The following is a 14,849-nucleotide window of genomic DNA, read 5'->3' as shown; positions in this document are numbered from 1 at the left end:
CTGGCATCGATCAAGGCAGCGGCATCGCCGATTCGCGGCGCAGTTTGTCGCCAGCGGGATTGATCGCCTCACGCAGGAAACCGAAGCCGGTCCGCTTGTCATGGCGGAACAGTGTGTTGGTGACATAGACGTCGTCCCGTACGCCCACCACTTCAACCACCTCGCTGACACAGCGCCGGCCGTCAGGCAGGCGCGTCAGTTGAATCACTACGTCCAGTGCTGCGCAGATCATTTGCCGCAGGGTTTTTTCCGCCACTACCCGACCGGTCAGGCCCACCAGGGTTTCCAGGCGCAGCAGCGCGTCTTGGGCATTGTTGGCGTGTACGGTACTCATGGAACCGTCGTGGCCGGTGTTCATCGCGGTGAGTACATCAAGCACTTCCACACCACGAATTTCACCGAGAATGATGCGGTCCGGGCGCATCCGCAGGGCGTTGCGGATCAGGTCGCTGGCCTTGACTTCGCCATGGCCCTCGGCGTTGGGCGGCCGTGTTTCCAGGCGCACCACATGGGGATGGCCCAGTTGCAGTTCGGCCACGTCTTCGATGGTCACCAGACGTTCGTGAGGATTGATCAGTTGGCTGAGGATGTTCAGCAAGGTGGTTTTGCCGGTGCCGGTACCGCCGCTGATCAAGATGTTGCAGCGTTTGCCCACGGCTTCCTGGAAAAAATCGAAAATGTTCTGATCGATGGTTTGCATGGCCACCAGGTCGCTGCTCTTGAGCATGTCTTTGCGAAACTTTCGAATCGACAGGCACGGACCGTCCAGCGCAATCGGCGGGATGATGGCGTTGACCCGGCTGCCATCGGGCAGGCGGGCATCGACCATCGGCGACGACTCATCCAGGCGCCGCCCCAACGGCGCGAGGATGCGTTGCATGACTCGCTCCACATGGTGGGCGTCGATAAAGCGCAGGTCGCTCTGGTGCAACAAACCATCCCGCTCGATAAACACCCGGTGCGGGCCGTTGACCAGAATCTCGGTCACCGAGGGGTCGCGCAGCAGCACTTCCAGGGGACCGAAACCGGTCAGTTCGTCGACGATCTCTTCCGCCAGGCGTTCCATTTCATAACGGGAAATCGCCAGGTGCATGCGGGTGATGTACTCGGCGACCTTGTCGATGACAAATTGCGCCAGAGACTGGCGCGAGCCTTCCAGCAGATTTTTCCCCGACTCTTCGATGGCGTCGATGATGTAGCGATGCAATACCAGTTTCAGACCATCGTGGTCGATGTTGCCGCCGGCGGCGCGCGCAGGAGCGCCGAAGAGTTTTTCGCCGCTCATTTGCCCGCCCTCAACAGTCGTTCAAACCAGCGGCTCGAAGGTTTTTCCAGGCTTTCTGAACGTTTTGCCAGGCGTTCGCCGAGGGCTTTCAGGCCTTGGGTCAGGCTCTCCCTGGGCGCCAGGGTGAACAAGGTTTGTCCCTGGTTTTTGGCGTTCAAGCGCACCTCTGGGCTCAGGGGCAATACCGCGATGATTTCCAGGCCATAGCTTTTTTCCAGCGCTTCGCTGTCTGGTGCAGCGCCTTTGAGGTAGCGATCGATCAGCAAGCGTCCATGGTCCAGCTTCATGCCTTTTTCTCTCCATTGGTTCAGTACGGCGAGGTTGCGCCGGCAGTCCAGTACGCTCTGGTCAGTGCACCACAACAGTTTGTCGCAATGGCTGACAAAGGTGCGCAGGGCTTCGCTGTCCGGTTGCCCGGTGAGGTTCACCACGATGTGTTGGAAGTGCTGACGCAAGGCGCTGAGCAGCATGTATAGCTCGGCGGCGCTGGTTCGCTCCAGGGGCTCGTCATTGAGGGCGTAGGCCAGGATACGCAAGCCATCTTCGGCGCAGGTAAAGGCGCTGTTGATCAGGGTGGTGTCCAGTCGCCGCAGGTGACGCAGGGCATCGCCAAAGTTGAACGAGCTTTCCAGGCCCAGCAACGACAGGCTATCGCCACGGGGCAGGCCCAGGTCCAGCAGCAACGTCTGCTGTCCGCTTTTTTGCACCACCAGCGCCAGATGGTTGGCCAACAGTGCGCCATCGGCGTTGGCCTGGGTTCCATAGAGCACGGTGAGGCCACCGAGTTGGGTATTGGGCGTCACAGCGGGCAGGCGTTTGCTCAGGCGTCGTACCAGCCCGGCTACTTCGCTGGAGCGTGAGCCGTAGGCGACGAAGTCCCGGGCGCCGGCGCGCATTGCATTGAGCACCAACTGGTTATCCATGCCGTCACCGAGGGCGACGATGGCCAGCATCGGCTTGGCCTCCAACGCACCTTCGATCAGCGCGCTCTGGGCGGTCACGTGTTCGCGGTCCAGGCCAACAAACACCAGGTTGGCGAAGGTCACGTCCACCAGCGCGAGTAACTCATCCAGGCTGCCACCGCCGGCACTGACCACTTGGCCCAGCGGCGCCAGTGCACCCTGGAGCCACTCCAGATCGGTGGTGTTGCGGGTGATTGCCAGGAAAGTCTGGCTCAGGCTGTCAGTCATTGGGACAGTCCACTGCGACGGTCGAAGTTGCCGTTCTCCAGGAAGTACAGGCGGTACCAGTTCGGGTCGTAGGTGCGCAGTTTCTCTCCGGGCAGGGAAGGTAACTGGGCATTGGCGGCGAGGGGCTGGACCAGGTGCGGGGTGACGATCATCAGCAGTTCTTTTTCTTCGCGGTTGATGTTGGATGAGCGAAAAAATGCGCCGAGGACAGGAATGTCTCCCAGGCCTGGGAACTTGCTGACGGTGGAATTATTGGTGGAGCTGATCAAGCCACTGATCACGAAGCTTTCGCCATCGGCCAGGGAAACGCTGGTATCGGTGCGTCGGATGGTCAGGGCCGGTACCTCGATGCCTTCGATCTTCACGGAGTTGGAGTAATCCAGTTCACTGACTTCGGGCGCCACTTTGAGGGATATCCGGTTATGGTCAATGACGGTAGGCGTCAGGGTCAGGCGAATGCCGAACTCCTTGTACTCGATGGAGATGGAATTGCTGCCACTGCTGGGAACCGGGATTGGTACTTCGCCGCCCGCCAGGAACGTTGCGCTTTGCCCGCTCAGCGCCACCAGGCTGGGACGTGCCAGGGTGTAGGCAAACCCGCTTTGTTCCAGGGCATTGATCATGGCCGAGACACGGCCACCGCCGAATCCGATATTGAACGAGCCGTTATTGACTGCTTGCCCACGAAAGCTGTTGGTGGGGGAGCTGGGTGCTGTGCCATTACCAGGACTGCCAATCAGGAAATTGCCGCCCTGGCCAAAGAGCGAAGTGCTGGCCTGCTTGAGCTTGGTGCGGCTGACCTCGACAAAACGTATATCGGTCTGCACTTGGCTGGGCAGCGTCGGGTCATCGGAAGGCGACAGTGTTTGGCTGGTCAGGGCTGAAGTGGCCTTGCCCTTGACGAACACCATGCTCTGGCGAGGCGCCGTGGCGCAATTGGTCCAGACCATTAGGCTGGTGGTGCCGGAGGCGACGCCGGTCAGTAGAAAGCCACGGTCGCCATTGAGATGGACGTCGGCTATTTTCGGGTCGCCAATGGCCAGGCGCGTGATCGCCACCGGGGATTGCAGTTCTTGTTGCAAGCCTTCGCCCACTTCAACCACTGCGGGCAATTGTCCCAGGTTGCTGCAGTTGCCCGGTGCTGCCAGGGCCACGCCCACGGGCAGGCTCGACAGCATCAGAGCCCAGGTCATTTGCGTGAACACTGGTGCGTAACGATGGCTCATTCAGGCATCCTTGATCAATCAGGGGGTTTGTTGTGTGGCCGTCTGTTGGGTCACTTGGCTACCGCGGATGATCTCGATGCCGGCGCGTTGCGAGCCGCCTTGGGCGAGCTTTTTCGGTGGGCCCACCAAGGCCAGTTGAGTGAACTGGTAAAGGTCGCGGTTGGCACTTTGCAGTTTGCTGGGTGAATCGCTTTCGCCGGCCCAGTAATGGCTGAGCAGTTGTTCGTCGGCACTGCGCACGGCCAAGCGGAGGGTGCCGGCTTGAGTGGCAAGCATCAGTCGACTCAGCAGTTGTTCTGGAACAGCCAGTACCACGGTACGCGCGGCAGTACGGCGTTGGGCCTGTTGTGTTCTTTCTTCAGGGGTCGCAGGGGGAGGGGAGGCCGGCTTGCCATCGTTGGCCAAGCCCAGCTGGTCGCCGACGCTGAGCAGGCGCAGGGCGGGAATGATGATTTGCGCCGACTGTTCGGCGTTGCCGGCCTCCTGGCGCAGTGCCAATAGCACATCCACATAATCGCCGGGACTGAGCTGGCCCCCTGCACCGATCACCTCGTCGACAGAGACCGCCAGGGCGCGCTCATCAGAGCGAATCATCCGCGCTAAAGGGCCGCCAGGGGTGAAGCTTTCTTCGGTCAACCAAGTGCCGGCGCCCAGGGTTCTCCACGGTGTGCGACCGATGGCTTGATCAACACGGGTCAAGCTGCCAGCGGGTACCGTGCGCAGTTTTTCCACCGCCAAGTCGGCGGCTGTCAGTGCGACAAAAGGCGGTACATCACGAGCCAGGACCACCACCGGTTGGCGGGTCTGGTCTTCGACGACAGCGACGGTTTTTTCTACTGTGGCTGTCTGCGGCGGTGCTACGGCAACGGGTGCTGGCGTACGACTCAGGACCAGCCCCCAATAACCGGCAAACAGGGCCCCGACTAGTAGCAACCCGGCCAGTATCATGCTGAAGCGACTGTTCATGACGGATCTCCCTTTCCTGTTGCACCATGCGTCCGCCTATCCAAACGTGTCATTTTCGCAACCAGGTAGCTATGAACATCTAACGATTTCGCTATTTGAAGGTAGTCCAACTAGGACAAAATGCCATTACCCCGGAGAAATTTTATCCGCGCTATAGAAGAAGCCTTGGAAAACACGGATTTATGGTGCCAACCTTGCGCCTAATGCTTTGTGATTAGTCCTTTCTTACAGTTGTGGGTATGGGTTTTGTTGACAATGCTCTAGTGGCACACCGCAATCATCGCAGTGTATCGATAGCGGCGCTCAGCGACGCAAAGGAGAGGTCATATGTTCCTTAACTTCCTGATGAAGTTGTACGTTCAGCTCTATTTGTTTTTTGATCGCAAAGAGGGCGCGACGGCAATTGAATACGTGATTCTGGTCGCTGTTATTGCCTTGGTTATCCTGTCGGCAGGGAAAACACTGGGAACGAACATCAGCACCCTGTTTGGCAAAATTGGTACCGCTATCACTAGTAGTTGATTTGTTCCAGCCGTAACCTGTGAGCAGCGCCATCAGTAATTGTCCACGTAAGGTATTGCTCATGAATGCCGCCACATGCCCTCGCCAACAGATCCTGCTGGTGGATGACGAAGAAGACGCCCTCGTTGAACTGGCCGAGTCGCTGGAGAACGAGGGTTTCGTTTGTTTCACCGCGACGTCTGTGACGTTCGCCTTGCAAGAGCTGACCTTGCATCCGGATATTGCCTTGGTCATCACCGACCTGCGTATGCCCGAGGAAAGCGGCATCTCGCTGATCAAACGCCTGCGTGAACACACCTCCCGACAGCACCTTCCGGTGATCGTCATGTCAGGTCATGCCGAGATGGATGATGTCAGCGACATGCTGCGTTTGCAGGTCTTGGATCTGTTTCGCAAGCCCATCTATCTGGTGCGTTTGCTGGATACTCTGAACAACCTGTTTCCGCTGCCGAAAGTGCAGTTGGTCAGGCAGTAGGACGTTCGCTTGCTACTACTTTGTGATTAGTCGGTTCTTACAGTTGTGAGGGTGGTGTTTGTTGACAATGCTTCAGTTGCACATCGCTTCAGGTGTGCTGCGATACTGGCGCCCAATGGCGCAAAGGAGAGCTTCCATGTTCCTTACCTGCGTGCTGAAACTCTACGCTCAGCTTCAGTTGTTTTCTCACCGTGAAGACGGAGCAACCGCAATTGAGTACGTCATTCTTGTCGCGGTGATAGCCCTCGTTGTCCTGGCAGCCGGGCAGCAACTTGGACCTCAAATTACAACGTTCTTTGGCAAAGTATCGACAGCCATTACCTCTTCTTGAGTCGTCTTTCGAATCCCCAACTCTCACGAATTTCAGGCCGCAAGTCGGACGCCGGAGGCTCCTTCTTGCGGCTCTCAGTTACAACTGATAACTGAAACTCAACGTATACCGCGGCCGCCGATTAAAGGTATCCAGCGCGATGTCCGACATCGGCTTGGCCACTTCCAGGGAGATGTTGTAGTACTTGTTGTCGCCAAAGCGCAGGCCGGCAGCGGCGGAGGACATGTCGTTACCCTTGACTGGTAATTCGTTGAACCAGGTTTTGGCGCGGTCCAGGACCACGTAGGGCTGGAGAATCTTTACCCACTCACCCGCACGGTTGAAGCTGTAGTTCACCTCATAGGCCACGCCCCAACCCTTGTCACCCGAGCCTTGGTCATCAGGGTAGCCGCGACCGAAATTCTGCCCGCCGAATACCGCGCGTTCGCTGTCGGGCAGGGTGTTGTTGCTCCAGTAGAGCGCCCCGGACATGACGCCTTGCCAGTTATCGAAGAACTTGTTGCTCTGGACGCCCGCCAGGCGCAGGCGGAAGAAATCCAGATCCGGTTCTATTCCGCCGAAATCACTGTGGGTCCTGGCGCCCAGACCATTGATGCCTTGGTACAAGCCCGCGCTGAGGATGCGCAACTGGCGATCGTTGGCCTTGCGCCAATCGCCTTCAAAGGCCAGCGCACGGGAATCGGTTTCCAGGTCGAAACGTTGCGGGTAGCCGACTAATTGATAGCGGGTCGTTTGGTCAACGGCGTACAGGCGTGTACCGAGGGTCAATGACTCGGTGGGGGATGCGATCAGCGGATGGCTGAGGCCGATGGAGTAACGATCCACTTCCTGGTGAGGCTTGAGCTGGAAGCCGCCGTCCAATAGCACATTGCTGCGTGGGTCGGCGCGATAGCGTTCGGCGTTGAGGACCAACTGGGTGCCTTCGGCATTAATGAACTGGCTGTAGCCGACGCGATAGTAATGCTCCTTATCGTGGCCTGGCGGGAACAAGCCACTGACACTCAGTTGCTCACCCATCGAGGTCTGCGAATTGCTGTTGCCGGTTACCAGCGCCTGTAGGCCCGCGCGGTTGTCGTCGTTCAAGCTCATGCTGGTGGTGAAAGGCTTGCGACTGGCCTGGATCTGCATATGCGCGCCACCGTCGGTGGTGCCCGGTGGGGGCACTTGCGCTTGCAAAGTGACACCCGGGATGCGGCTCATCAGCGTGGTGTAGCGCTCGAAGGTCTTGCGGGTCAGGGGGCGTTCGGCCTTGAGTTTTTCTGCCAGTTTGTCGACGTAGGCCGAGACGGAGCCGATATCGCCTTGCAGTTGATAATCCTTGATGTAGCCCTCCACCAGTACCACACGTACCAGGCCCTGTTCGAAGCGTTGATCCGGCAAGAAGGCATAAGACAACAGGTAGCCGTCTTGCTGATAACGTTGGGTGATGCTGCGGGTGGCTTCGATCAGTTGTGCGAGGTTGGTTTCGTGGCCAATCAGCGGTGCGAAAACCTGGGCGACGTCCTTGAGTGGGTAAATCGTCCCGCCTTCGATTTGCAGTTTGCGAATGGTTACCTTGGTGTCCATTTGCAGCGGTTGCGCTTGCGCGGCGGCGGGGTCCGGCAATTGGGTTTGGGGCGTGGCCGGGCGGTAGGCGTCGGCAGGAAGGTTGGGTACTGGCAGGTTGCGGATGGTGTCGTTGCTATTGAGAAAGCTGGGTAGGGTCTCGGCTTGGACAAAAGCACTGAGGGTGAGTAATAGCAAAGGCGTTAAAGCGCGCATAGGACACTCCATGGTCAAACTGCAGCAGCATTCGCATATTCCCGTCGCGTTCTTGGGGCGCGGTGGGGAAGGTTTTCATGGGCGATCACTGCCCAAATAAAAAGACGAGAGACTCAACGGAATCTCTCGTCTCAACCAAGCGTAGGCGCTGTAAGGGAGGCCGTCTAATCGGCCAGGTGCAATTCTATTTTTTGCCGGTCAGGCCACCCAGCAGACCGCCCAAACCTCCACTTGCGGTCCCTGTGCCGGACGTACTGCCACCTACGTTCAAACCGCCGAGCAGGCCGCCACCGCCGGTGGTGCCACCTGTGACCAAGCCACCCACCGAGGCGACGGTGCCGCCTACTGTTGTGACAACGTTACCGACGGCATTAGTGACCGGGTTGGCATTGGCCGTGGTGATGTTAGTGCCAAGACCGCTCACGGCCCCACCGACTGCTGTCACCAATCCGTTGACGGGAGCGCCGATACCGGTTGTGGTGCCGACGTTCTGCGTCAGGCTGGTAACGCCCGAGGTGACAGGGTTCAATGCTGCGCCGACATTAGTAGCCAGTGCTGCGACTGGCGTACTCGCTGCGGTGTTGGCTACACCTGTGCCGCCGATCAGAGTACCCACAGACGCTACTGCGCCACCCAATGCGCCACCCGTTACACCAGCTGCACTGACTGTGCCGTTGGTGTTGCCGGCGTTCAGGCCGTTGCCGAGGTTGGCGACTACGCCACCAACCAGTTCCGGCAGACCGGAGGCAGGAGCACCACCGGCACCCGTACCGGCTGAAGGCGCCACATAACCACCAGAAGTGTTGAGGACCGCACCTGCGCCGCCGAGCACACTGCCCACCAGCGTGGTGACAGGGTTGCCAGTCCCACCGGCGCCAGTCACTTGAGTGCCAAGGCCGGTAACGGTCGAGCCGACTTTATCCAGCACGCCATTGAGTGGGGCGCCCAGGCCAGTCGCCTTGCCCAGGTTGCCGGTGGTGTTTTCCACCAGGGAAATCACCGGTACCAGCACCTTGCCGCCTATTGCATTGGTCGCGGAGCCAAGAGGCCCACTGGTACTGTTCACGCTCAGGGTGTTGCCCAACATGTTGACAGCTTGGCCGACGGTGCCCACCAGGCTACCTGTGAGGGGCGCCACTGTCGTACCGACCACGGGGACGCCGCCGAGTAATGTGCTCACTGACTGGCCGGTAGTGGAAACACCAGTCCCCAGGGTGGCGACGCCGTTACCCACGCCTGCGAGGGTGGTGCCCAGGGCGTTGCTGTTAGTACCCAGCGTGCCAAGGCCAGTGCTGACGCCTGTGCCGATATTGCCGACGGCGGTGCCGACGGACGTTACCAGCCCACCTGCCGTTGTGCCGACTACCGGAACACCGCCTACGGTTGTGCCGATGCCACCAATGGCCGTGCCGACATTACTGAGGGTGCCGCCCAGATTGGCTGCAATCTGGCCAGTGACCAGTGGGCTGGTGGTTGAGCCTGTGCCACCACCGGTACCGCCACCGGTGCCACCGCCCGTTCCGCCGCCAGTGCCGCCACCGGTACCACCACCCGTTCCGCCGCCAGTGCCGCCACCGGTGCCACCACCTGTTCCGCCGCCAGTGCCGCCACCGGTGCCACCACCTGTTCCGCCGCCAGTGCCGCCACCGGTGCCACCACCTGTTCCGCCACCGGTACCACCGCCCGTTCCGCCGCCAGTGCCGCCACCGGTACCACCGCCCGTTCCGCCACCGGTTCCGCTGCCGTCACCGCTGCCGTCACCGCCACCGGTACCACCGCCAGTGCCGCTGCCGTCACCGCCACCAGTACCACCGCCTGTTCCTCCACCTGAACCACCCGATCCGCTACCTGCGCCTGCGTCTGGAGAGGATGCACTGGTACTGCTGTGATGACCGCCACCACCGCTGCTGCAGCCGGCGAGACTCATTGCCAGAATCAGGGCCAGCGCGGTACTTGCTTTGAATAAAACTGCTTGAGTTTTCATGATTGAGTTCCTTGCACCTGGTACAGCCTTTGTTGTTTTCAAAAGTTCGCTGCTTCTAGAGGGCATCGATACTTTCGTCCGTATGGCTATAACAGGCTCAGGTACAGTTTCTCGCAATGCTCAACTTGGTATTAACGATTTATATACACTTAGTCAGTTTCTTCTTAATGACTAATGCCAAGGGTGTAGTCAGTAAAATTTAAAAGAGGATGATTCTTTTAAAAACAAGATGATAGGTCGATTAGCAGGCTATCGGATAACCGATATAACTTAGGGTGTATATATACAATTTAATGGGTGGGCAGCCCAGGAGCCTGGGCTGTTTTCAGGAAAATGGATGCCATCTTCCGATCATGTGTTCTATATCGTTGGCGCCAGTCAGTTGCAATTCACCGCTGGACGCTGCTGCACTGCTCCGTAACGTCACTTCACTGGGCAGGCGCACCGGCTTTTTGAACGCGACCTCTATCTCGATGTTGGAGGCCGGTAAGTGCTGGCCCAGCGCGGCCAATGTGCGCGCCTTGTTCCATAGTCCATGGGCAATTGCCTGGGGAAACCCGAACAACTTGGCGCTCAGCGCACTCAGGTGAATCGGGTTGTAGTCGCCAGAAACGCGGGCATAGCGGCGCCCAATATCGGCGGGGGCCTTCCAGCGGGTCAGCTCGGTGAGGCCGGTGGGCGACATCACAGCATCATCGGCCACCTCACCCGGCAGTTTCACGCCACGGCAGAGCATTCGGCTTTGCGCTTCCCATAGCGGGCCCAATGAGTCTTCCATTGTGGTTATCAGGTCAAACGTCGCGCCCTTGGCGTGCGGCTGCAAGTTTTGCGTGCGCACGCCGATCCGCAGGTAACCCACGCAGCCCAGTGTGCGCAGGATACGAATGCGATTACTCAGGTGGATCAGGCCCAGCAGAGGAAAGGGGAAATCCCTGGCGGTGAGCAACTGCATCTGCAGGGCAAACGCGAGGATGTGTGGATAAGTGGCCGGCAGGATCGCGCTGTCTTCAAAACCGCACACCTTGCGATAGGCCGCCAGGTGTTTGGGGTCCACGGTCATCCAGCACCGCAGTCCCTCTTCGGGCAGCGCAGTGCCACTGACTTTCCGTTTGAGTGCTGCCCGCAAATAAAGGGGCGGCAGAAAGGGTGTGCTGTCCAGTGTGTGCCAATCCATATTCATGCCCCCAATAGACTTTGCCCACACACCCGCAGCGCCTGCCCGCTCACGGCCCCCGAACCCGGTTGGCTGAGCCAGGCCACCGCTTCGGCAACGTCTTGAGGCAAGCCGCCCTGGCCCAGGGAACTCATGCGGCGTCCGGCTTCACGCAGGGCGAACGGAATATGGGCGGTCATCTGGGTTTCGATAAAGCCGGGTGCCACCGCGTTGATGCTGATCCCGCGTTCCCCCAGCAGCGGCGCCCAGGCCTGGGCCAGCCCGATCAGCCCGGCCTTGCTCGCGGCATAGTTGGTTTGCCCGCGGTTGCCGGCGATGCCGCTGATGGACGCCAGCAGCACCACGCGGCCGTTGTCGTGCAAGGTGCCGCTGTCGAGCAGGGTTTTGGTCAGGACCTGTGGCGCGTTGAGGTTGACCGCCAGTACGGCGTCCCAATATTCGGGGGTCATGTTGGCGAGGGTTTTGTCGCGGGTGATGCCGGCGTTATGCACCACGATGTCGATGCCGTCCGGCAACTGCTCGACAAGCTGTGTGGCGGCGTCTTCGGCACAGATATCCAGAGCAATGCTACGCCCGCCCAAGCGCGCGGCCAGGGCATCGAGATCAGCCTTGGCTTGGGGTACGTCCAACAGCAGGATTTCGGCACCGTCGCGGGCCAGGGTTTCGGCAATGGACGCGCCGATACCGCGCGCGGCGCCGGTCACCAGGGCTTTGCGTCCGGCCAAGGGGCGGGTCCAGTCCTGGACGTGTGTGGCGCAGGCGCCCAGGCGGATCACCTGGCCTGACACATAGGCACTTTTCGGCGAGAGGAAGAACCGCAGCGCACCTTCCAACTGATCTTCGGCACCGTCGCCGACATAGAGCAACTGCAGGGTGCCGCCGTTACGCAGCTCCTTGGCCAGCGATCGACCGAAACCTTCCAGGGCCCGCTGGGCGCTGGCGGCGAATGGGTCGGCGAGGCTTTCCGGGGCCCGACCCAGGATCACCAGGTGGGCACTGTGATCGAGGTTTTTCAGCAGCGGCTGAAAGAACTCTCGCAGTTGTTTGAGCTGATCGGTGTGCTGCAATTGGCTGGCATCAAACACCACAGCCTTGAGCTTGGGACCATGGCCGGGAATCCAGGCAGGCGCCACCAACGGTTCAGGGCCATAGCTGTAAATGGCATCGGTGAGTTTATTGGCAAACGCCAACACCTTGGCAGCCAGCAGGCCGCCGCCGATTAACAGTGCGCCCTCCACCGGACGCAGGCGTCCAGCCTGCCAGCGTTCCAGGCGTACCGGCGACGGCAGGCCAATGGCGGCGACCAGGCGATGGCCGAGGCTTGAGTTGGCGAAGTCGATATAACGGTCAGACATGGAACGCTCTCCGGGTGCTGGGGTTCAAACGGTGGACCATCAATAGGTGAAAGTCGTTCGATTGAGCCTAGGCTAGTCTCAAAGACTCGACCCACAACCTTCAGGGAGCTTTCCATGACTCAATTGCGCCGTGTCGCGATCATTGGCGGTAATCGCATCCCCTTCGCCCGGTCCAATGGCCCTTACGCCACGGCGAGTAACCAGGCGATGCTGACCGCTGCCCTGGAAGGCCTGATCGAACGCTACAACCTGCACGGCCTGCGCATGGGCGAGGTGGTCGCCGGTGCGGTGCTCAAGCATTCCCGGGATTTCAACCTGACCCGCGAGTGTGTGCTGGGCTCGCGGCTGTCGCCGCAAACTCCGGCCTACGACATTCAACAGGCCTGCGGCACGGGGCTTGAGGCTGCGTTGCTGGTGGCCAACAAGATTGCCTTGGGGCAGATTGAATGTGGGATTGCCGGTGGTGTCGACACCACGTCCGACGCGCCCATCGGCGTCAATGAAGGGTTGCGCAAGATTTTGCTGCAGGCGAACCGCAGCAAAACCATGGCGGAAAAGCTAAAGGTCTTGTTACAACTTCGTCCCCATCACCTCAAGCCGGAGTTGCCACGCAATGGCGAGCCGCGCACGGGGTTATCCATGGGTGAGCACTGTGAGTTGATGGCGCAGACCTGGCAGATCCCCCGCGCCGAGCAGGACCAACTGGCCCTGGAAAGCCATCAGAAAATGGCCGCGTCCTACGCCGAAGGCTGGCAAAACGATTTGCTCACGCCGTTTCTTGGCCTGACCCGCGACAACAACCTGCGCCCTGACCTGACCCTGGAAAAACTCGCCAGCCTCAAGCCCGCCTTTGAACGCAGCGAAAAGGGCACTTTGACTGCGGGCAACTCGACACCGCTGACCGATGGCGCCTCCCTGGTACTGCTGGGCAGCGAGGCTTGGGCCAAGGAACGTGGCCTGCCAATCCTGGCGTACCTGCGAGACGGAGAAGCGGCTGCGGTGGATTTCGTCAACGGCGCCGAAGGGCTGCTGATGGCGCCGGTGTATGCTGTCCCGCGCTTGTTAACCAGGAACGGTCTGACGCTGCAAGACTTCGATTACTACGAGATTCACGAAGCCTTCGCTGCCCAAGTGTTGTGCACGCTGAAGGCCTGGGAAGACCCGGAGTACTGCAAGACGCGCCTGGGGCTGGATGCGCCGCTGGGTTCCATCGACCGCAGCCGTTTGAACGTCAAAGGCAGCTCATTGGCGGCCGGGCATCCATTTGCTGCCACGGGCGGTCGTATTGTTGCCAACCTGGCCAAGTTGTTGGATGCGGCCGGGAAGGGCCGGGGGCTTATTTCGATCTGCGCTGCAGGCGGTCAGGGGGTGACGGCAATTATCGAGCGTTGAACTCCGCTATCATCCGCCGGCTCCTGTAGGTGCGCAGACAAAAAGGTGCGTTGCCGAATTAATCTGGCACATTGGATGCATTCTTAAGCAGTCAAAGGTCGGTACCCTCTCCCCGGCGTGAGAGGATTGCCGTATAACGAGTGCCATACGCGTGTTTGGTAATAAAGGACCCACAATAAAAGCTGATGAAGACTCCTAAACGCATTGAACCCCTGATCGAGGACGGTCTGGTCGACGAGGTGCTGCGCCCACTCATGAGTGGTAAAGAAGCAGCTGTTTATGTGGTGCGCTGCGGCAACGAGTTACGTTGCGCCAAGGTTTACAAGGAGGCGAATAAACGAAGTTTTCGTCAGGCGTCCGAATACCAGGAAGGCCGCAAGGTCCGCAACAGCCGGCAGGCCCGGGCCATGGCCAAGGGCTCCAAGTTTGGCAAGAAAGAAACCGAAGACGCCTGGCAGAACGCCGAAGTGGCTGCGTTGTTTCGTCTGGCCGGTGCGGGCGTTCGCGTGCCTAAGCCGTACGACTTCCTTGAAGGCGTGCTGTTGATGGAGCTGGTGGCCGATGAATACGGCGACGCGGCGCCACGGCTTAACGACGTGACGCTTGACCCGGACCAGGCCCGTGAATATCACACCTTCCTGATTTCCCAGATCGTGCTGATGTTGTGTACAGGGTTGGTACATGGTGACTTGTCCGAATTCAACGTGCTGTTGACGCCGACGGGCCCGGTGATCATCGACTTGCCTCAGGCGGTCGATGCGGCGGGTAACAACCACGCGTTCAGCATGCTGGAACGGGACGTGGGCAACATGGCTTCCTACTTCGGGCGTTTTGCGCCGGAATTGAAGAAGACCAAGTACGCCAAGGAGATGTGGGCGCTGTACGAAGCCGGCACTCTGCACCCGGCCAGTGCCTTGACCGGCGAGTTCGACGAGCCGGAAGAGTTGGCGGACGTGGGCGGCGTTATCCGTGAGATCGAAGCGGCGCGGCTGGATGAAGAGCGGCGTCAGGCGATCCGTGCGGCAGACGATGCGCCACCGAGCAAAGCCTCGGAGGAGCCTCCACCGCCGCCCTGGATGCAGTGATCTGACGGTAAATGGAGAGCTAAATGTGGGAGCCGGCCCGCCCGCGAAAGCGGCTGTAGCCGCTGCCGAAGAATGAGGCTGCGATGGGTTTGGTGCGGCATTC

General features: G+C 59.8%; 13 protein-coding genes. 5 read left to right on the top strand and 8 right to left on the bottom strand.

Going from position 1 to position 14,849, the window contains the following annotated elements; genetic code table 11:
- Nucleotides 1-10: 10 nt before the first annotated feature.
- From GNF76_RS20005 to cpaB, 4 genes are read right to left on the bottom strand one after another with little or no spacing between them, the layout of a single operon-like run.
- Nucleotides 11-1,285 (bottom strand): TadA family conjugal transfer-associated ATPase, encoded by a 1,275-nt coding sequence (locus GNF76_RS20005; protein WP_155584853.1) that lies wholly within the window; start codon nucleotides 1,283-1,285, stop codon nucleotides 11-13.
- A complete protein-coding gene (locus GNF76_RS20000; protein WP_155584852.1) occupies nucleotides 1,282-2,475 on the bottom strand; it encodes a CpaE/TadZ family protein in 1,194 nt (397 codons plus the stop codon). Before GNF76_RS20000 ends, GNF76_RS20005 begins: the two co-directional genes overlap by 4 nt.
- Complete coding sequence (locus GNF76_RS19995) at nucleotides 2,472-3,701, bottom strand: type II and III secretion system protein family protein (protein ID WP_155584851.1); 1,230 nt, start codon at nucleotides 3,699-3,701, stop codon at nucleotides 2,472-2,474. Before GNF76_RS19995 ends, GNF76_RS20000 begins: the two co-directional genes overlap by 4 nt.
- Nucleotides 3,702-3,719: 18 nt before the next feature.
- The gene (gene cpaB, locus GNF76_RS19990; RefSeq protein ID WP_155584850.1) at nucleotides 3,720-4,667 is read right to left on the bottom strand and encodes a Flp pilus assembly protein CpaB; all 948 of its coding nucleotides are present in this window, start codon (nucleotides 4,665-4,667) and stop codon (nucleotides 3,720-3,722) included.
- Between the two features lie 327 nt (nucleotides 4,668-4,994).
- Here cpaB and GNF76_RS19985 point away from each other — a divergent pair, with 327 nt between their 5' ends.
- The 3 genes from GNF76_RS19985 to GNF76_RS19975 all read left to right on the top strand — a co-directional run bounded on the left by GNF76_RS19985 (nucleotide 4,995) and on the right by GNF76_RS19975 (nucleotide 5,995).
- On the top strand, nucleotides 4,995-5,189 hold the full coding sequence (locus GNF76_RS19985; protein WP_155584849.1) for a Flp family type IVb pilin: 195 nt from the start codon (nucleotides 4,995-4,997) through the stop codon (nucleotides 5,187-5,189).
- A 61-nt stretch (nucleotides 5,190-5,250) separates the two neighbouring features.
- On the top strand, nucleotides 5,251-5,664 hold the full coding sequence (locus GNF76_RS19980) for a response regulator (protein WP_155584848.1): 414 nt from the start codon (nucleotides 5,251-5,253) through the stop codon (nucleotides 5,662-5,664).
- A gap of 136 nt (nucleotides 5,665-5,800) precedes the next feature.
- On the top strand, nucleotides 5,801-5,995 hold the full coding sequence (locus tag GNF76_RS19975; RefSeq protein ID WP_155584847.1) for a Flp family type IVb pilin: 195 nt from the start codon (nucleotides 5,801-5,803) through the stop codon (nucleotides 5,993-5,995).
- A 78-nt stretch (nucleotides 5,996-6,073) separates the two neighbouring features.
- Here GNF76_RS19975 and GNF76_RS19970 read toward each other — a convergent pair whose 3' ends face one another.
- The 4 genes from GNF76_RS19970 to GNF76_RS19955 all read right to left on the bottom strand — a co-directional run bounded on the left by GNF76_RS19970 (nucleotide 6,074) and on the right by GNF76_RS19955 (nucleotide 12,269).
- Nucleotides 6,074-7,756: a ShlB/FhaC/HecB family hemolysin secretion/activation protein gene (locus GNF76_RS19970; protein WP_155584846.1), complete on the bottom strand. Its 1,683-nt coding sequence runs from the start codon at nucleotides 7,754-7,756 to the stop codon at nucleotides 6,074-6,076.
- A 184-nt stretch (nucleotides 7,757-7,940) separates the two neighbouring features.
- Entirely contained in the window at nucleotides 7,941-9,740 is a 1,800-nt protein-coding gene (locus tag GNF76_RS19965) for a collagen-like triple helix repeat-containing protein (RefSeq protein WP_155584845.1), read from the bottom strand.
- Nucleotides 9,741-10,065: 325 nt separating this feature from the next.
- The gene (locus GNF76_RS19960; RefSeq protein ID WP_155584844.1) at nucleotides 10,066-10,914 is read right to left on the bottom strand and encodes a MaoC family dehydratase; all 849 of its coding nucleotides are present in this window, start codon (nucleotides 10,912-10,914) and stop codon (nucleotides 10,066-10,068) included.
- A 2-nt stretch (nucleotides 10,915-10,916) separates the two neighbouring features.
- Nucleotides 10,917-12,269, bottom strand: coding sequence for a 3-oxoacyl-ACP reductase (locus tag GNF76_RS19955; RefSeq protein WP_155584843.1), 1,353 nt, complete (start codon nucleotides 12,267-12,269; stop codon nucleotides 10,917-10,919).
- 114 nt (nucleotides 12,270-12,383) lie between these two features.
- On the opposite strand from GNF76_RS19955, the gene GNF76_RS19950 reads away from it, so the two are divergent.
- Nucleotides 12,384-13,661, top strand: coding sequence for an acetyl-CoA C-acetyltransferase (locus GNF76_RS19950; protein ID WP_155584842.1), 1,278 nt, complete (start codon nucleotides 12,384-12,386; stop codon nucleotides 13,659-13,661).
- Nucleotides 13,662-13,846: 185 nt separating this feature from the next.
- A complete protein-coding gene (locus tag GNF76_RS19945; RefSeq protein WP_155584841.1) occupies nucleotides 13,847-14,746 on the top strand; it encodes a PA4780 family RIO1-like protein kinase in 900 nt (299 codons plus the stop codon).
- The last annotated feature ends 103 nt before the right edge of the window (nucleotides 14,747-14,849 follow it).

Source organism: Pseudomonas spelaei (assembly GCF_009724245.1).
GTDB classification, from domain to species: Bacteria; Pseudomonadota; Gammaproteobacteria; order Pseudomonadales; family Pseudomonadaceae; genus Aquipseudomonas; species Aquipseudomonas spelaei.
This window is presented reverse-complemented; position numbering and strand designations above follow the sequence as displayed.